This is a genomic window from Streptomyces sp. MK7 (assembly GCF_032658145.1).
In the GTDB taxonomy this organism is placed as follows: Bacteria; Actinomycetota; Actinomycetes; order Streptomycetales; family Streptomycetaceae; genus Streptomyces; species Streptomyces spiralis.
In genome coordinates this window covers 1-16780 of sequence record NZ_JAVACL010000081.1, presented here as the reverse complement: position 1 = coordinate 16780, position 16780 = coordinate 1, and the positions used below count along the sequence as shown (strand labels likewise).

Sequence of the window (16780 nt, the reverse complement as noted above, 5' to 3'; positions counted from 1 at the left end):
TTAACTGTCGTTGTCCTGGGCGGCCCTGAACCCGCGATCCTGGATCACGGGGAAGACGCGCCGTGTGGTGGCAACCCAGGCATCGATCTCGGCATGGGACGACCTGATGGCGCTGATCAGCGCCTCGATCGCGTCCAGCTTCGGCTTACCGATGTTCCGGCTGAGCTCGTCCGCCGGTACCTCTTGGTACGACATGACTAGCTGCCACCAGAACCGCATGAGGAAGCGGCATTCTTGCGGTTCACGACCACGTTCCTGGCCATGGACGCGAGCCGCGCACTGCTGGGCGTATGCGCTCTCGCTGTGATCACCATCGTGGGTCTCGGAGTGCTGCTGCCTGCCGTCTGGTCCCGCGACGCGTTGCGCCGCGCGTCGGCCCGCAGGGTCCTACGGATGCTCGTTCAGCTCCCGCGCCGTGGACGTTGAGTGTCGTTGCGGGTCGTGAGCCCGCTGCTTCCACGACGAGGTCTTTGCATCCTGTGGACCACGAATGACACGCGGGGACAGTCAGTGGGTGACGATCGCCTTTCGGCCGTACTCACCCGGTTGCCGGCTCTATCGCGGCTCGAGGTGGCCCTGGCGGCCGAGGCTATGCGCGGGCAGGGTCGAGTCCTGACTACGGTCTGGCCGTGCCGGTGGAGTTCGCGGAGGGACAGGTGACGGCCCAGGCCGCCTCGATCATCTGAAAGATCTCGCCCACCGCGGCTTGCGGATCGGCCGCCTCACGGGCCAGTGAATAGGCGTCGATCACGAACCTCGCGATCGCCCTGGAGGCCGTTGGGGTCACTGACAGGTCGGGATCGGCGGCGATGGCCGTTGCCAGCGACTCCGCGTGGCGCAGCCGCATCGACTCTTCGTACTTCCGCAGGGCGGGTGACGTGTCGATCATGCGCCAGATCGGGGCGGCGCTGTCCGCCGTGCAGTGTCGCACCAAGGCCTGGATCTCGCGGCGCAGCGCGGGGATGAGCGGCTCGTGCGGCGCCCGGTCGGTGACCGCCCGCGTGAGGCGCTGCTCGAAGTCTTCGTCCTGTTCGAAGACCAGGGCCTCTTTCGAGGCGAAGTGGGAGAAGAGCGTGGTGACGGCCACGTCGGCCTCGGTGGCCACGTCACGGATGCCCACCGCGTCGTACCCGTGCTCCAGGAAGAGCCGCAGGGCGGCGTCAGCGATCTTCTGGCGGGTCGCGGCCTTCTTGCGCTCACGGCGTCCGGTCGGCACGGTCATGACCTCACACTATCAGGTGCAAATCCATAACAGATCCAAAAGGCTAACCGTTAGTGTTACGGTCGGCGCATGAAGAAGGTGAGCTTCGCCGAGTTCGGCGGTCCGGACGTTCTGCAACTCATAGATGCCGAGGATCCTCACGCGGGCCCCGGCCAGATACGCATCGCCGTACGGGCGGCAGGCGTGAACCCCGTCGACTGGAGGCTCCGTGAGGGCCAGGTCCTGGGGGCCCATCCGATCGAGTTGCCCGCCGGAGTCGGGCTGGACGCCGCCGGGGTGGTGGACGAGGTCGGTGAAGGCGTCGAAGGAGTGGAGGTCGGCGACCGCGTGTTCGGCGAAGGCGCGAGCGCGTATGCCGAGTTCGCCGTGCTGTCGGCCTGGGCCCATATGCCCGAGGGCCTGACGTTCGAAGAGGCGGCCGGCTACCCCTCCGTGGTGGAGACCGCGCTGCGCATCATCCGCGAAGTCGGGGTGCGGTCCGGGCAGACGCTGCTGGTCAGCGGCGCGTCCGGGGGAGTCGGATCGGCGGTGCTGCAGATCGCCCGCGACCGCGGCATCACGGCGATCGGGACCGCTGGGGCCGCCAACCAGGACTATCTGCGCAGCCTGGGCGCCCTCGGCACGACATACGGCGAGGGCTGGGTCGAGCGGGTGCGGCAGCTCGGCCATGTCGACGCAGCCCTCGACCTGGCCGGCTCGGGCGTGATCCGCGAGCTCGTCGAACTGACCGGGGACCCGCAGAAGGTGGTCTCCATCGCCGATCTCGGCGCGCCGGAGTTCGGTGTCCGATTCTCCGGCGTGGCCGGGAGCATGCCGGAAGCGCTCGCCGAAGCCGTCGGCCTCATCTCGCGGGGAAAGCTCCACATCCCGGTCGAGAAGTCGTACACGCTCGCCGAGGCCGCGGCGGCGCACATCGACAGCCAGGCCGGTCACACACGCGGGCGGCGGGTCCTGGTTATCTGAGAACCAGCCGCGCGTCGTCCTCACGCCCCGTCGATGTACCGGGACGTCCGGGAGGCGCGGCCCACGGAGGTCGGGCACGTCCTGGCCTCCCTCGCCCGTGCGGCGAAGCGCCTCGGCCTGTCCGCTCCGCTGCTGAACGCCGCCGTGGTCCGCCTCCGGGTGCACAACCAGCGCGTGGCGAACGCCTCCCGGCCGGGCTGAGACCGGGCGGACGGCAACCGAACGTCCGACGCACCGCGGTCGCCGCGGCCTCGTGCGGGCCGCGGCGACCGGTTCCCGGGTGGTTCCTCACGCCTGGGGAACGCCTCCGGTGGCGGGGGTGCGGGTCGCGCGCAGGCGCTGGGCGAGCAGGGCGAGGGCGCAGAGGGCGGCGACCGTCGCCGCGTAGGTGACGAACGTGTCGTGCAGACCGGCGTGCGTGGCGGCGATGCCGGCGATCACGGCCGGGATGCTGAAGGCCAGGTAGGAGATGACGAAGGCGACGGAGAGCAGCTCGCTGCGTTCGGCGGGGCGGGCTATCCGGGCCAGTGTGCCGAAGCTGGCGAGGGCGGAGCCGCCGAAGCCGACGCCCGCGATCGCGGTTCCGAGCGCGGCCGCGGTCAGGGAGTGCTCCTCCACACCGGTCAGGGCGACGGCCGTGCCGGCGAGGAGCAGGGTCGCGCTGACGGCGAGGGTCCGTCCGACGGGCCAGCCGCGCAGGGCGAGGGCGGTGAGGAAGGCCGGGCCGGTGAGCAGGGTGACCGCGAGTCCGCCGACGACGTGGCTGGAGAGGCCGAACAGGCCGACGGCGACGGACGGGCCGAGCGAGAGGTAGAGGCCGCCGAGCGCCCAGCTCGCGATGAGGATCGGGACCAGGCTCAGCAGGTCGGCCCGCAGGTGGGGGGCGATCCGCAGGCGGGGCTGGAGCGAGCGGGCGGCGCCGGGGCGGCGCAGCGAGGTCTCGGGCAGGGCCGACAGGAGGGCGCCGGCCACCACGAGGGCGAGGAGCAGCAGCACGTAGACGAGGCGGGTGGGGTGCGGCCCGTACTCGATGAGGAGCCCGCATCCGAGCGAGCCCAGTCCGAGTCCGAAGGTGGGCGCGGTGCCCGTGACGAGGCCCGCCCGGTGCGGGGCGTGCGCGGGGTTGAGGTCGGACAGGGCGGCGCCGAGCGTGGTCATGGCGGCCCCGGTGGCGATGCCCTGGATGAAGCGTGCCGTCAGCAGCAGGCCGACGTTGCCCGCGGTGAGGAACAGGACCATCGAGGCCGCTTCGAGGGCGATCGCGGAGAGCAGGACCGGACGGCGGCCGAGGTGGTCGGAGAGGGCGCCGAGGACGAGCAGCGCCCCGATCATGCCGAGCACGTAGACGGCGAAGACCGTGGTAAGGGTGGTGGCGGAGAAGTGCCATTCCTGCTGGTAGACGACATAGAGCGGGGAGGGCGCGCTCGAGGCGGCCATGAACAGCACGAAGACGACCGCCAGGGAGGCGAAGGCGACGGGACGGCTCAGCCGTCGTCGCCTCTCCTCCGGTGGCGCCACCCGGTCGGTGGGCGGCGGGGAGGGCCGGAGCTGGGACGGGGCGGGACCGGACACGACGCGACTCCAAAAGCAGTGATCGATGCGTTTAGGACGCTACCACTAACGCAACGATCAGTGCGATAATTTCCCCATGGCTGACTCGTCGACCCAAGTACGTCCCGGCGGCCGCTCCGCGAAGGTGCGGGCGGCCGTCCACCACGCCGTCGCAGAACTCCTCGCCGAGGAGGAAGCGGAGACCCTGACCCTGCCCGTCGTGGCCGCGCGCGCCGGCGTGCACCCCACCACCCTGTACCGGCGCTGGGGGTCCACCGCCCAGCTACTCAACGACGTCGCCACCAGCCGCTTCACCGACGACCTGGTCGTCCCCGACTCCGGCTCCCTCGCCGGCGACCTCCAGCGCTGGCTCGCCGACGTGGCCACCGACGTCGCCGACCCGGACACGCTCGCCCTCATGCGGGCGACCATCGGCTCCGGCCCGGCGGGCGGCTGCGCCTGCGTCGAGGACCGCCACCGCCAGCTCGGCGCGATCATCCGGCGCGAACAGGACCGCGGGGGGACGGCACTCGACGTGGAGACCGCGGCGGACTTCCTCCTCGGCCCGCTCTACTACCGCGCCATTTTCACCCCCGAGCCCGCCTCCGCCGACTGGGCCCGCACACTGGTGTCCACCTATCTGGCGACGCTCCGGACGCCCTGAGCCGCACACGGGACAAGACCCCGGACAGCTACCTCGCCGGCCTCCGCCTACGCGCCTCGACGATCTGGGTCAAAGACCTCACCAGAGGCGCCCCTTGATCACAAGCTCTGTCATGCTCTATGGGCGGGCGTAAGGCCGAGTCATGACCTCCATGTTGTGACAGTCCGGGTCGTCGAAGTAGGCGCCACGACCACCGAACAGATCGTTGACCTGGCCGGGGTCGGTGTGGCCAGGGTCCGCGTAGTAGGTGACCCCGACCACCTCCAGGCGGGCGATCACGGCGTCGAACTGCTCGTCAGGCACGAGGAAGGCGTAGTGCTGGGGCTGGATCGGCTCGTCCCTCTTCTCGCAGTGGTCGAGCGTCACGCCGTTGCCGAGGTCAACCGGCAGGAATGGCCCAAACGGTGCGCCGACTTTTAGGCCCAGGATCGCGGCGATGAACTCGGCGGACAGGTAGCGGTCGCTCGCGTAGACAGCCGTGTGGTTCAGCTGGACGCCGACATGTGGGTGCGGCTGGTCAGCTCTGCGGCGCGCGCGGCCGCGCGGTTCTGAACTGTCCTGTCTGCGTGCATCGTGGTCTCCTCGAGGTCGGCAGAGGTCGACTGCCTCGTGTCCGTCGAGGAGAGGTGCGGGCGCAGGACAGTCGAGTCAGGCGGAACCGAGCAGGCGCGCCGATCGCGCACCCGCTCAGTTCTTCACATGTGGGTGAAGATCTTCTCGGCGTCGAAGCGCGAGACCGGCTGGCGAGAGACGCGCGCCTCGTCCGGGTACCCGAGCGCCATGATCAGCGTCGTGGTGAAGTCGGTGTCGGTGAGGCCGAACGCTTCGTCGATCGCCGCGCGGTCGAACCCTTCCATCGGGGTGGCGTCGACTCCGAGGGAGGCGGCGGCCATCATGGTCGCGCCGACCACGAGGTAGGTGTTCTTCTCCAGCCAGTGGAGCACGTCGCCGCCATAGTTCTCCGACTGGATCTTCACGAAGCCGGACGCTCCAGCCTCCCATCCCGCCTGGGTCTCCGGGTCCGCGAAGCGACCGTCCGCGCGCTCCTTCGCGAAGATCTCCTGCAAGTGCTCGTCGGGAATCGTCTTGCGGGTCGTGAACACGATCGCGTGCGACGCGTTGCGCACCTTCTCCTGGTTGTCCTCGAAGCGGCCGACGAGAGCGTCCGCAAGCTTGTCCTTGCCGGCCTGCGTCTCCAGCACATGGAAGTGGTTCGGCTGGATGTTGATCGTCGTCGGCGAGGTGCGCAGGTAGCGCAGCAGGAGCTGGAAGGTCTCCTCCGGGATCTTCTTGTTCGGGTCGAAGTAGCGGGTGAGGTGCTTGGTGATCAGATTGTTGAGATCCATGCCTGGTTTTCGTTTCGTTGTCGGAGAGATCGGGTCGGGAGGTGGTTTCCGGGCGGTGGAGTCACGTCAGTGCGTGGTGAACGTCGCTCTCATGGGGGCGACCTCCGTGCCGGTCGACGCGGTTTCGACGTCGCTGGTTATGCGCCCGCACCGGGGATGTCGACGACGGTGTCGTTGACGTTGTTGAGGTAGTTCGTGAGCAGCGTGACGACCACGACGGTGACGATCGCCTGGATCTCGGGGTCCGTGTAACCGGCCTCGCGGACCGCGGCGATGTCCTCGTCGCCCACCTGACCGCGGGTCTCGATCACCTGCTGGGAGAAGCGGGCGACGGCGGCACGCTTGGGATCCGTGAAGCCGCCGGTGCGGGCCAGCTCGATCTCCTCGGTGGACATGCCTCCGAGGTTCGCGGAGATGTATCCGTGCAGCGCCGAGCAGTAGTCGCAGTCGTTGGAGTGGGACGTGGCCAGCGCGATCGTGTGGCGGGTCTTCGCGTCGAGGAGCTTCGCGATGCTGCCCTGCAGGCCCATCACGATCTCGAGGACGGTCGGGTTGGCGGCGAGCGTGGTGAACATGCCCGGAGCGAAGCCGAACTGCTTGGCGATGGCGTCGAGCGTGCCCTGCGTCTTGGCGTCGATGTCGGTGAGCTCGGGCGTGCTGAGACGAGACATGGTGGTGGTCCTCCGGGTCGGCATCAGTCTGGGCTGCTTGACCCAATGCAGTGAACACGACACAGAGTGGGCTGTCAAGCCCAATTTAACTCTGTTGGGCCGCTGAGCCCAATCTGCGGGATGGGGCGGTGACATGCAGGGCAGCGATGGATCGCGTGATCTTCGCGGGCGCACGGGCAAGGGGCCGGCGACACGAGGCCGCATCCTCGAGCACGTCGCGGACTTGATCTACACGTGAGGGGTCCACGCGACGAACAACGAGCTGGTGCGAAGAGCGGCAGGGGTCCGCGGCCCGCAGCTGAGCCACTACCTCGCGAACAAGGAGAGCCTGGTGCCCGCCGTCATCGACTGGCAGGCCGAGAGCGTGCTCGGCTTCCACCGAAGCGAACGGTTCGCCGGCTTCGACACGATCGAGGTGTACCAGGAGGGGGCGGACTTCTTCGTCCTCTCCGGTCGCCCGTTCGAGAACGGCCGCCTCGGATCCCTCGCGAGCGAGATCTCAAGACCGATCTGGATGTCCGCGACGACCTCACCCGTATTCCTCGGCCGGCCCTCACGCCGCCGCGAGACGCTCCTTCCACGCGATCCCGGATAAGCTCCCCATATCACTGGCCCAGCCCCCACCGACTCGCCGTCGACGTCTTCGACGTGCTTGCGCGGCACGGTCAGATGGCTGGGTCGTGACTATTGCTCGCCGTCCGGCCGCGGCTGTACGAGAGGGCCTGCGTGCACGATGTCGTGTCGGTGCTGGTCGTGCTGCCGCCGGCGCTCCTGGGAGCGGTATGCGGTTGGGCGGTAGCCGCTGGACAGGTGCTCGACTGCGTCGAGGAAGTCGCGGAAGGCCCGGTCGGTGCGGGTGGTGTCGCCGGTGGCGTCGAGGTCCATGAGGAGACCGCGGATGACGGCGAGAACGAGCGTTGCGAGATCCGGCCGGCCGATGCTGCGCAGGCCGTCCTCGAGCGGGCCGAGCCAGTCGGTCGTCGCGGTGCGCCGGAAGTCGGGCCACAACCGCTGCTCCGCGCTCTCGCGCAGCCGGCCGAACATCCGCAGGTACGGCTGCCCGTCCGGGCCGGTGATGGAGGTCCAGGCGCGATACAGGGTGGCCGTGTATGGCTCGTCGGGTCGTACCCGCAGGAGGTCGCCGAATGTGTCGAGCTGACGTTGCCGGGCGCGCCCGAGGACGGCCCGCAGCAGGGCGTCGCGGGTGCCGAAGTGATAGATCAGCATCCGGGCTGAGGTGCCGGTGGCGGTGGCCAGCGGCTCGAGCCGGTCGGGGAGGCCGTGCGCGAGGGCGTGATCAGCGCACGCATCGAGAAGCCTCTCCTTGATGTGCGGTTCCGGCCGTCTGCCCATGGCCCTACTTTTTCACGTAACGGCTATTACGTCTACCGTTGATCGAAAGGCCGAGGCAGACGTGGAGGTAGCGATGAGGGTCGTGTTCGTGCACGGGGCGTGCGTGCGGGACGGGTCGTGGTGGTGGCACCGCACCGCCGAGCTGCTGCAGGAGCAAGGGGTGACGAGCGTGGCGCCGGGCCTGCCGAGTTGCGGCGAAGCGGGCCTGCCCGGTGGCGTCGGCGGTCCGGGGCTGTCCGAGGATGTTGCCGCGGTACGGCAGGTGCTGCAGGCCGGCGACGAGCCGACCGTCGTGGTCGCCCACAGCTACGGCGGTATCGTCACCGCGGAAGCCGCTGCGGGAATCGGGTCGGTACGCCACCTGCTGCTGGTCTCCAGCTACCTGCCCGAGGTCGGGCAGAGCCTGTCGGAGTTCGGGGACGGCGGCCCCGCCCCTTTCCTCGACGTCGACCCCGACGCCGGCACCTTCGGGGTCCGCCCCGAGCTGCTCGTGGACACGTTCCTGCAGGACTGCGACCCCGAGGTCCAAGCGCAGGCCGCGGACCGCCTCGCCCGGCAGAGCGCGCAGGTGACCGGGCAGCCGGTCGGGGCGGCCGCATGGCAGCAGGTGCCCTCGACGTACCTCGTCTGCGCCCAGGACCGGGGCACCCCGCCTCGGCTGCAGCGCGAGTTCGCCCGCCGGGCCGGCAGCATCGTCGAACTCGACGCCGGCCACCACCCGTTCCTCTCCCAGCCCGCCGCGGTCCGGGACCTGCTGCTGAGCCTGTGACGGCAGCCGCGGATGAGCCGGGCCGGCGATCCGTGGACCAGGCCGTGCTCGTTCTGGGCGTGCGCCGGCAGTTGGGCCACGACGTCCTTCGTTGCGTCTTCGATCTGCTCAGCGAGAGGCCAGTTCTCCCTCGGCACTCACGACGGTCTTGATGACGTGCAGGTCCCGCCCATGGCCGGTTTCAGGTCGGGCCGCTGGCAGGCCCCGGCGCCGCATTCCTCGTCGGTCGGTCGGCGCGGGGCGGATGATCTCCGGCCCGGCCGGTGCGCCGGTCGCCTCGGCTTCGGCGAGGGCTCGGTACAGCGAGGCGATGGAAGGCGCGGCGCCCAAACAGCCCAGTTGGCTGATGAGCGCGACGACAAGGGGTGCCGCCTGGTGTTCCGGCGGCTGTCACCGGCCCAGGACCACTTCCCGGTGGAAGCACCCGAAGGCACGGCGAAGCTCCTGGTCGCCGTGACAACCGAGACGGGAGTTCTGCCTCAGGAAGCGCGGCGAAGGACTCAAGCATGTCCAGGCCGTGGTTGCTCCGGCCCGACGACGATGGGTGACAGGGGCGGGCGACGGTGCGACAGCTCCGAAGCGGCCGGCCGGTCTGGGAAAATCGTGCTGCAACGGCGTTGCGGGGTATGGCCGACGTACGGGGAGGCGGGGCGATGTGAGACTGCGCAACCGGGCGCGGCTGGTGATGTGGGCGTTTGTGCTCTGGGGCTTGGTCCAGGCCGTCGGGGGAATGGCGAACCACGGGCTCAGCAGCGATGTAGTGTGCCTGTGGTACAACGTGGGGCCGGACGGCGAGGAGCACCCCTCGCCGATGCAGCGCGGGGACCGGTGCCAACCCGGACCGGGCGAAGCGATGAGGACCTACGAGCAGCAGTGGGCCGCGCAGCGCGAGGAGCGCCGCGACATCCTGATCGGCTCCTGCCTACTCGGCGCGGGGGCACTCGGACTGGGCGCCCTGTTCCTCCAACGACGCCTGAGCGAAGCGCAGTCGAGACACCCGACCCAGCAGCCGCCGGCGGATGTGACGTCGGATGCGTAGGTCGATCACGCCGCCGAGGTCGTCGGGACGGCCGAGGACCGCCTCGACGTGCTGATCAACAACGTCGGTAGCACCGGTCCTCTGGTCGAGGCCAAGGACTACACCGCGGGTGATGCCACCGCGGTGTTGCTGACCAACGTCGTAGCGGGCACCTCTGCCTCGGCGCGCTGCTGGCGAAGGCGGAGGTCGAGGTCGCCCTGACCACGCCGCCGCGACGGCCGTCGGGCGCGGGTTCACGAGCAACAGCCTGAGCCGCCTGTGCTGGGCTGTCCGCCGTGGAGGTCGTCGTCGTGGCCGGCGGCGATCCGTGCCCATTGCGCGGTCGGCCGTCCGTCCTTGCGGAACTGCTGGCCGAGGGTCTCGTACGGCTGTGGCCAGCCTGGCGGAGAGTCCTCCCAGGTCTCCTGCCGTCCGTAGACGGTCATGTCGAGGATGCCGTAGGACGGCGCCATGGGTTCGACGCCGCGTCCGGTGGTCCAGTACGTCTCGTAGACGCGGTCCCCATCGCGGAGGTAGATCGCTTTCATCCCGAAGTGGCGGTCGGCGAGGAGCCGTTCGTGGGACTCGACGGGTACGGAGTACCAGGGCATGTCCCAGCCCATGAAGCGGCGGTAGCGGTCGGACTCGTCGTAGGGGCCCTGGCAGAAGACGGCGAAGGTGACGTCACGCTGGTGCAGATAGGACAGCTCGCGGACCTGGCCGGTGAAGAAGGTGCAGCCCTCGCACTGGTCGGCGGCGGTGTGGCCGTTGTGCCACATGTGATACGAGACGAACAGTTGGGTGCGGCCCTCGAAGACGTCGATCAGGGGGACGGGGCCGTCGCCTCCGACGAGCGGAGCTGACGGGTCCACCTCGGTCATGGGCAGCCGTCGCCGGGCGGCGGCGATCGCATCGCCCTCGCGGGTGTGCGCCTTTTCCCTCACGCGCAGGGTGTCGATCGCGGCCAGCCACTCCTTGCGGAAGACGACCGGCGGCTTGTTCTCAGCAGTCATGTCCGTACTGACCCGGCAGCTCGCAAGAACTCATCGGTGGAGCCAGAGCCGGGCGCAGACTGCCCACGACCTTGGCCGCACGATCACCGTCACACGTGACACGCAGAGCTTGTGAAAATCTCGCTTATCGCCCACTGAGGTTTTCTCAGTGGAGATCATTTCCAGTGCCCGTTGAGAACGAGTGCGGCGCGGGCTATGTCGCCGATTCTGCTGGGGCTGAGGGCGACGTGCTTGAGGGTTCGCCAGCGTTCTTCGAGTTCCGCCGCGGTCCGCTCGCCGCGCGCTCTCACGTGTCTGATCAGCGCATTCGTGGCGCGGGTTCCTCGGTCCAAGGCGGTCTCGGACTGGCTTTTGGGGCGGCGTACGGGGACGTGAATGCCGATGCCGGCGCCGATGTAGCCCTTGTCGGCGAGCGTGGGAAGCCCGTCGGCGGCGGCTTTGTACAGCGCGGGCAGCACGTGGGTACGGGCCGCGGTGATGTCCGGGGTGGAGCCCGGCTCGACATCGGAGACCCACAGCGGGGTGCCGTCTGGTGCGGCCAGGGACTGAACGTTGCCGCCGAAGCTCTTGTGTTTCTGGGCAGAACCACAGGTCGTTGCCGTTCTCCCGGACCCCGGCCGGCCGGTCGCAGGCGATCAGCGTGCCGTCCAGCACTACGTGTGTCATTCCCTGGGCGCGGCAGAGGTCCAACACCTCGTGCAGATCAGGAGCTTCGGCGGCCAGCACGCTGATGCCCTCATAGAGGTAGCGGTAGCCGGTGGCCTGCGAGATCCCGGCGTCCCGGGCCAGGCAGTGCACGCAGCCGTGTTCTCGGAACCAGCGCAGCACCAGTACCGCCTGGCGGAACGGGCCCAGGGCGCGAGAGCCCTTCGGCGTGCCGATCCCGCGCCGGTGGGCGGCCGGCAACCGGGCGAGGAACTCCACGATGTGGCGTGGGACGTCGAGCACGGCAGCATAGGTAACCAACGTGAAGCCTCTGGTTCGAGCGGACATGATCTTGGCAAACCAGTCCTACCAGGGCTTCACGCCTGCCCTGCTTCGCGGCCTCACCCGAAGATCATTTCGCTGGCGAAGCCTCAGCGGGTGAGAGCCGCGCTGGGCTCAGCCCCAGGTCTTGCCGGCCGGTTCCTTGATGGTGCGGTTGATCCGGTCGAAGAAGTTGGTCAGCGCGATCTCCAGGTTGATCGCGCCGATCTGCTCCTCGGTGAAATGAGCGTTGACCTCTTCCAAGATCTCGTCGGTGACGCCCGGCGCACCGTCCTGCAGCCGGGTGGCGGCCTCGGCCAGCGCAAGTGCCGCCCGTTCCGCGTCGGTGGAGAACGGCGCCTCACGCCACGCCGCTACGTTGTGCAGCCGCTCGTCGCTGTCACCGGCCTTCTTCCCCCGGCGACACTGGCGTAGATGCACGCCGAGCAGCTGTTGATCTCGCTGGCGCGGAGGTGTAGTAGGGCTCGCCGAGCGCGGCGGCGTGTTCTGCGAGCAGCCCGACGTATTCGTCGGTCTTGAGGAAGTGCCAGGACCCTGCAGACGGCTCGGCGCGAGCCCGTGCCGAGCGTTCGGCGAGCCGCGGCGACCGCCGCCACGGCCGGTGAGACGCGGCCGCGTGGCCAAGGACGAGGGTGGCCGCCGCCGAGCGGGCGGGGGACGGCCGTGAGCGGCGGCTCGGGCTGCCGCGTGTACGCGACGACGTGCTCGTCGTGCACGTGATGCGCCGGCCCGGTGAGATCCGCGGCCCTGCCCGGCCGCCGTCGCCGGCCTCAGCCCACCGCCTTCCTGACGAGCGCGCTGATGCGCTGTTCGTCGGCCGCGGTCAGCTCCTTCAGGGCGTAGGCGGTCGGCCACATGGCGCCGTCGTCGAGCGCCGCCTGGTCGCTGAATCCGAGCGTGGCATACCTCGACTTGAACTTCTCAGCGCTCTGGAAGTGACAGATGACCTTGCCGTCTCTGGCGTAGGCGGGCATCCCGTACCAGAGCTTGGGGGTGAGGTCCGGAGCGGCGGCCTTGACGATGGCGTGGATCCGCTCGGCGAGGACCCGGTCCGCCTCCGGCATCCCGGCGATCTTCTCGAGTACCTCCCGCTCCGCCGCCGCCTCCTTCTCCGCCCGCGAGCCGCGCCGCGCCGCCGCCTTCTTCTGCTCCTGCGCGTGCTCCTTCATCGCGGCCCGCTCCTCGGCGGTGAATCCGTTGTACTGCTCGGCGGCCGTGCCGGAGTTCTCGGCAGACGACTTCGTGTGCGGCATGGCAGATTCCTCTCGTACAGGGATGAGGCGGGCCGGGGCGGGATTGCCGGGGCCGGGAGTCAGGACCGTGCAGAAGCCGTGGCCGGCGCGGGGCCGGGTGATGTAGCGGCCTCCCAGGCGAATCCGTCCGGGTCGGTGAACGAGCCCGCGGTGCTGGCGAGGACGATGCGGTGCGAACCGGTGCCCTCGGCGGGGACTCCGAGGTCCTTGGCCAGACCGCGGCGCTTGTACAGCGCCAGCTTGACGGGGCTGGAGGGGCCGGAGGCGAACTCGGCGTACTTGCCGCCGAAGCTCCTGGCCAGGGTCAGGCCCCGGCCGGCGTAGAACTGCTTGCTGGCCTTCACGTCCTCGACGCCGAGCAGGAGGACGACCTCGTCGATCTCGCGGGTGGCCGGGCCGGTGTCCTTCTTCGCCGAGGTCGCGATCTTCCAGATCGTCCCGTCCGGCGCCTGGACGACGCCGCCGTAGCCCCACAGCGACTTCACGGCGGGCTTCAGCATCGTGGCGCCGGCGTCCACGCCGGCGCGGAGGAAGCTGTCGACGGTGGCCGGCCGGGACACCGTGAGCGCCAGGGTGAAGCCGCGGAAGCCGGAGGAGTCCGCCTCGGACGCCCGCAGGCGCACGTACGTGTCCACACCGAGGGCGGTGCAGAAGCGGCGGGCTGCCTCGGGGTCGGCCACCTCGAGGGTGACGGATGCGAGGGACGTGGCGGATGCTGTGGTTGCCATGGCCCTCACGCTAGCGACTGCCCGGCGGCCGGGACTTCTCGATTCCTGACCGGTCTCGTCACCTGCTTCGCCACACACGCCGGCATCCCCTCCACCGCGAGGGCAGGCCCGGCATCGCCGGCCGAGCCCGCGGCATCGGCACGGTCGGCCGCCGCGTCGGCGGCCAGACGCCGGAAGACCCCGGGCGGCATGCCGACCAGCTCGGTGAAGCGGGTGGTGAACGTGCCCAGCGACGCGCAGCCGACCATGAAGCAGACCTCGGTGACGCTGAGGTCGCCACGTCGCAGCAGCGCCGCCGCGCGCTCGATGCGACGCGTCATCAGGTACGCGTACGGCGACTCGCCGTACGCCGCCCGGAACTGCCGGATGAGGTGCCCGGCGGACATGTTCACCCCGCGGGCGAGCGCCTCCACGTTCAGCGGCTGCGCGTACTCCCGGTCGATCCGGTCGCGGACGCGGCGCAGCCGCGCCAGATCGGCCAGGCGCTGCGCCTGGACGCGTGCGCGCCGCCACTGGGGCTGACACATGGGAGAACTCCCCTTTCCTCTTTCCTGGTGCGCCGGGTTCCTCGCAGGTGGCCTCCGTGCCGGCCGGCACGGCCAAATCGGCAGGCCTCAGCGCAGCTCCTGGATGCGGACCAGGTTGCCCGCCGGGTCGCGGAACGCGCAGTCGCGGATGCCGTACGGCTGCTCGGTCGGCTCCTGGACGACCTCGGCGTCGCAGGCCTGCACCTTCTCGAACGTGGCGTCGAGGTCAGGGGTGGCCGGCAGGAGGGAGGTGTCCGGCTGTCCGGCCGGGCCGGCCGTGATCCAGCGCATCCTGCCCTGCCCGACGTCGCTGCGGACCTCGAAGCCGAGGACGTCCCGGTAGAAGACGAGCGACGCGTCCGGGTCGTCGTGCGGCAGGAAACTCGTATGGATGGTGATGTCCATGACGAGCAGGCTAGGCGCACCTGACCGGCTCGCGCTTCTCCATCCCTGACCGATCCGTCGACGGATCCGTCGACTGATCCGTCGACCGATCCTCCGGCCACGCCCGGACGTTCACGCGTGCCCGGCGGTCGTCGGGGCCCGGCCGCCGGGACCGGTGAGGGCGCCGGGGTGAGGAAACGGTCACGCATTTTCGGTTCAGAGCCGCTCGAGTCGCTTCGGTCGCTCCGGGTGCGGCGGCCTGGGGACGGCCACCGGGAAAACAGTGACTGAAGGGCAGCGACCGAACGTGGACCGGGTCGCAGGTCACCAGGCCGGATCCGGCAGGTCCATCCGCGCCAGTTTGGCCGGGTCGACCACGACCGTGATCTCGGTGATCCGGCCGTCGGCGACGACGAAGGAGAGGAGCGAGAGCGGGGTGCCGTCCTCGCGCCAGGTCACCATGCCGGGCAGGCCGTTGACGAGCACCGGTCGTCCATGGGTGGCGGCGCCGGCGGACAGCTGAGCGCCGGCGGCGACCTCGGTGGCCCCGAGGGTGACGACCGGGCCGGAGGGCGTGTCGACGGTCAGCTTCACCTCGGGATGGAGCACCCGCAGCAACTCCTCGAAGTCGCCGAGGCGAGCCGCCGTCAGGAACGCCTGCACGAGGGCGCGTTGCTGCTGCCCGCCGTCCGCCGGCCGGTCGGCGCCCTGCACCTTTCTGCGGGCGCGGCTGGCGAGCATCTTGGCGGCGGCGGTGGACTTGCCGAGGATCTCGCCGACCTGGTCGAACGGCACCCCGAACAGGTCGTGCAGCACGAACGCCAGCCGCTCACTCGGCCCGAGCGAGTCGAGGACGACGAGGAGCGCGAGCCCGACCGAGTCGGCGAGCACCACGTCGTCCTCGGGAGCGGGAGCGTCGTCGAGCGCCATCGTGAGTTCCGGCAGCCGTTCGTCGTAGGACGCCTCGGGGCGGGCCTGGCGGGAGCGCAGGACGTCGAGGCTGATCCGGCCGGCCACCGTGGTCAGCCAGCCTGCGAGATTGTCGATGGTCGACGTGTCCTGACGGGAGAGGCGCAGCCAGGCCTCCTGGACCACGTCCTCGGCGTCGGCGTGCGATCCGAGTATGCGGTAGGCGACCGAACGCAGCCGGTCGCGCTGGGACTCGAAGGCCTCGGCCACCGCGTCCGTCGGGCGGGTGTCGGACATGTTGTTACCTTCCTCGGATCCGCTTCGTCAGGAGGGTGACGGACGCAAGCCCGATCAGGTAACCCGATGAAGGAGCAGGACCGATGGAAGCACGTCTGAACAGCAAGATGAACCCCGACCTTTGGACCGCCGTCCAGCACCTCCACAAGGCGATGGCCGCCGGCGGCGTCGACCCGAAGGTGCTGTCGCTGGTCCACCTGCGCGCCAGCCAGATCAACAGCTGCTCGGCGTGCGTCTTTGCCAGCATCGCGTCGGCGAAGAAGGCCGGTGAGACGGACGAGCGGCTGCACAGCGTGACCGCCTGGCGCGAGGCGCCCTTCTACACCGACGAGGAGCGGGCGGCCCTCGCCCTGGCCGAGGCCGCCACCCGGATCCAGGACGGCGCGGAGGGCGTGACCGACGAGATCTGGGACGCCGTCAGCGACCACTTCACCGAGGACCAGATCAACGCGATCATCCTGGAGATCGCGCTGACCAACTTCTTCAACCGGATCAACCGCACCATCAAGGAGCCGGCCGGCAAGACCTGGGGCTGAGCCGGGCGGGATTCCCGCCGCCCGTCCAGGGCGGTGACCGGGCCCGTCGATCCCCAGGGCGCATCGAGCGGCCCACCCCGTGTCCCTGAAACGAATGTCTCTCTGCGGGCAGAGGGCCGCAGGGGCAAGATGATGGCGATCGCTGCCCCCGGCTGCCGACGAGCTCCGGCCGGTCTGTTACCGGCGGCGCCGTCTGGTGCTGCCGGCCTGGATCACCGGCGTGATCGCCGTGGCGTTCGCCGGCTTCGGCTACGGCGCCGCCTCCGTCGTGACCGCGCTGAGGGCGATCACCGGCGGTATCGCCCTGCTCAAGCTCGTGGCGCATCCGGTCCTTCGCCGGACTTCACCGTGCTGGTCGCGGCGCTGATCGGCCTCGGCGTCGGCATCGACTACGCGCTCTTCATCGGGTCTCTCCTTCGTGGATACCCCGGCCTTAAGGCCGGGGAGGAAACGAAGCTCCTGCGGAGCAGGGCAGGGGAAGCCGGTTCGCCGCCAGGGCGGACCGGCGTGCACCGTCCATCGGCCAACACCCGCCGCTCACACCGAACCTGATACGGTGTGAGTCGTGACGCAGCAGGTCAAGCGGGCA

The 16780-nt window shown here is 69.8% G+C and carries 21 protein-coding genes and 3 pseudogenes; 9 read left to right on the top strand and 15 right to left on the bottom strand.

Annotated elements, in window-relative coordinates:
- On the bottom strand, positions 1–195 hold the full coding sequence (locus R2S09_RS38645) for a hypothetical protein (protein ID WP_306192767.1): 195 nt from the start codon (positions 193–195) through the stop codon (positions 1–3).
- Between the two features lie 39 nt (positions 196–234).
- Between R2S09_RS38645 and R2S09_RS38640 the strand changes: the two genes are divergently transcribed.
- A complete protein-coding gene (locus tag R2S09_RS38640; protein WP_316745882.1) occupies positions 235–426 on the top strand; it encodes a hypothetical protein in 192 nt (63 codons plus the stop codon).
- Between the two features lie 190 nt (positions 427–616).
- Here R2S09_RS38640 and R2S09_RS38635 read toward each other — a convergent pair whose 3' ends face one another.
- The gene (locus tag R2S09_RS38635) at positions 617–1222 is read right to left on the bottom strand and encodes a helix-turn-helix domain-containing protein (RefSeq protein ID WP_316745880.1); all 606 of its coding nucleotides are present in this window, start codon (positions 1220–1222) and stop codon (positions 617–619) included.
- Positions 1223–1291: 69 nt separating this feature from the next.
- Between R2S09_RS38635 and R2S09_RS38630 the strand changes: the two genes are divergently transcribed.
- Both R2S09_RS38630 and R2S09_RS38625 read left to right on the top strand, forming a co-directional pair.
- Entirely contained in the window at positions 1292–2185 is an 894-nt protein-coding gene (locus tag R2S09_RS38630; protein ID WP_316745878.1) for an NADP-dependent oxidoreductase, read from the top strand.
- 24 nt (positions 2186–2209) lie between these two features.
- A pseudogene (locus tag R2S09_RS38625) lies at positions 2210–2386 on the top strand (ketopantoate reductase C-terminal domain-containing protein); the annotation flags it as partial.
- 87 nt (positions 2387–2473) lie between these two features.
- On the opposite strand, the gene R2S09_RS38620 reads toward R2S09_RS38625, so the two are convergent.
- Positions 2474–3757 (bottom strand): MFS transporter, encoded by a 1284-nt coding sequence (locus tag R2S09_RS38620; protein ID WP_306192763.1) that lies wholly within the window; start codon positions 3755–3757, stop codon positions 2474–2476.
- Positions 3758–3833: 76 nt separating this feature from the next.
- On the opposite strand from R2S09_RS38620, the gene R2S09_RS38615 reads away from it, so the two are divergent.
- Complete coding sequence (locus R2S09_RS38615) at positions 3834–4400, top strand: TetR-like C-terminal domain-containing protein (RefSeq protein WP_316745873.1); 567 nt, start codon at positions 3834–3836, stop codon at positions 4398–4400.
- Between the two features lie 117 nt (positions 4401–4517).
- On the opposite strand, the gene R2S09_RS38610 is transcribed toward R2S09_RS38615, so the two are convergent.
- The 3 genes from R2S09_RS38610 to R2S09_RS38600 all read right to left on the bottom strand — a co-directional run bounded on the left by R2S09_RS38610 (position 4518) and on the right by R2S09_RS38600 (position 6417).
- Positions 4518–4889 (bottom strand): VOC family protein, encoded by a 372-nt coding sequence (locus R2S09_RS38610; protein WP_316745883.1) that lies wholly within the window; start codon positions 4887–4889, stop codon positions 4518–4520.
- Between the two features lie 206 nt (positions 4890–5095).
- Positions 5096–5746 (bottom strand): nitroreductase family protein, encoded by a 651-nt coding sequence (locus tag R2S09_RS38605; protein WP_306192762.1) that lies wholly within the window; start codon positions 5744–5746, stop codon positions 5096–5098.
- A 137-nt stretch (positions 5747–5883) separates the two neighbouring features.
- A complete protein-coding gene (locus tag R2S09_RS38600; RefSeq protein WP_306192761.1) occupies positions 5884–6417 on the bottom strand; it encodes a carboxymuconolactone decarboxylase family protein in 534 nt (177 codons plus the stop codon).
- 265 nt (positions 6418–6682) lie between these two features.
- On the opposite strand from R2S09_RS38600, the gene R2S09_RS38595 reads away from it, so the two are divergent.
- Positions 6683–7012, top strand: coding sequence for a hypothetical protein (locus R2S09_RS38595; protein WP_316745870.1), 330 nt, complete (start codon positions 6683–6685; stop codon positions 7010–7012).
- 89 nt (positions 7013–7101) lie between these two features.
- On the opposite strand, the gene R2S09_RS38590 is transcribed toward R2S09_RS38595, so the two are convergent.
- On the bottom strand, positions 7102–7770 hold the full coding sequence (locus R2S09_RS38590; protein WP_306192759.1) for a TetR/AcrR family transcriptional regulator: 669 nt from the start codon (positions 7768–7770) through the stop codon (positions 7102–7104).
- Between the two features lie 73 nt (positions 7771–7843).
- On the opposite strand from R2S09_RS38590, the gene R2S09_RS38585 reads away from it, so the two are divergent.
- Positions 7844–8539 carry an alpha/beta hydrolase gene (locus R2S09_RS38585; RefSeq protein WP_316745868.1) on the top strand — a complete coding sequence of 232 codons (696 nt, stop codon included), beginning with the start codon at positions 7844–7846 and terminating at the stop codon, positions 8537–8539.
- A gap of 655 nt (positions 8540–9194) precedes the next feature.
- The gene (locus tag R2S09_RS38580; protein WP_316745865.1) at positions 9195–9578 is read left to right on the top strand and encodes a hypothetical protein; all 384 of its coding nucleotides are present in this window, start codon (positions 9195–9197) and stop codon (positions 9576–9578) included.
- A gap of 233 nt (positions 9579–9811) precedes the next feature.
- Here R2S09_RS38580 and R2S09_RS38575 read toward each other — a convergent pair whose 3' ends face one another.
- The 8 genes and pseudogenes from R2S09_RS38575 to R2S09_RS38540 all read right to left on the bottom strand — a co-directional run bounded on the left by R2S09_RS38575 (position 9812) and on the right by R2S09_RS38540 (position 15655).
- Positions 9812–10570: a DUF899 family protein gene (locus tag R2S09_RS38575; RefSeq protein ID WP_306192756.1), complete on the bottom strand. Its 759-nt coding sequence runs from the start codon at positions 10568–10570 to the stop codon at positions 9812–9814.
- 155 nt (positions 10571–10725) lie between these two features.
- Positions 10726–11536, bottom strand: a pseudogene (locus tag R2S09_RS38570) (transposase family protein).
- A gap of 135 nt (positions 11537–11671) precedes the next feature.
- A pseudogene (locus R2S09_RS38565) lies at positions 11672–12021 on the bottom strand (carboxymuconolactone decarboxylase family protein); the annotation flags it as partial.
- A gap of 306 nt (positions 12022–12327) precedes the next feature.
- Positions 12328–12810, bottom strand: coding sequence for an iron chaperone (locus R2S09_RS38560; protein ID WP_306192755.1), 483 nt, complete (start codon positions 12808–12810; stop codon positions 12328–12330).
- Positions 12811–12869: 59 nt separating this feature from the next.
- Positions 12870–13538, bottom strand: a complete 669-nt coding sequence (locus tag R2S09_RS38555) for a glyoxalase (RefSeq protein ID WP_316745859.1) — start codon at positions 13536–13538, stop codon at positions 12870–12872.
- Positions 13539–13543: 5 nt separating this feature from the next.
- Positions 13544–14065 carry a helix-turn-helix transcriptional regulator gene (locus tag R2S09_RS38550; RefSeq protein WP_316745857.1) on the bottom strand — a complete coding sequence of 174 codons (522 nt, stop codon included), beginning with the start codon at positions 14063–14065 and terminating at the stop codon, positions 13544–13546.
- A gap of 87 nt (positions 14066–14152) precedes the next feature.
- Positions 14153–14470: a VOC family protein gene (locus R2S09_RS38545; RefSeq protein WP_316745856.1), complete on the bottom strand. Its 318-nt coding sequence runs from the start codon at positions 14468–14470 to the stop codon at positions 14153–14155.
- A 303-nt stretch (positions 14471–14773) separates the two neighbouring features.
- Positions 14774–15655 (bottom strand): sigma-70 family RNA polymerase sigma factor, encoded by an 882-nt coding sequence (locus R2S09_RS38540; protein ID WP_316745854.1) that lies wholly within the window; start codon positions 15653–15655, stop codon positions 14774–14776.
- Positions 15656–15738: 83 nt separating this feature from the next.
- On the opposite strand from R2S09_RS38540, the gene R2S09_RS38535 reads away from it, so the two are divergent.
- Together R2S09_RS38535 and R2S09_RS38530 are read left to right on the top strand one after the other, a co-directional pair.
- Positions 15739–16191 carry a carboxymuconolactone decarboxylase family protein gene (locus R2S09_RS38535; protein ID WP_316745852.1) on the top strand — a complete coding sequence of 151 codons (453 nt, stop codon included), beginning with the start codon at positions 15739–15741 and terminating at the stop codon, positions 16189–16191.
- A 196-nt stretch (positions 16192–16387) separates the two neighbouring features.
- Positions 16388–16558 (top strand): hypothetical protein, encoded by a 171-nt coding sequence (locus tag R2S09_RS38530; protein WP_306192749.1) that lies wholly within the window; start codon positions 16388–16390, stop codon positions 16556–16558.
- Positions 16559–16780: the final 222 nt, after the last annotated feature.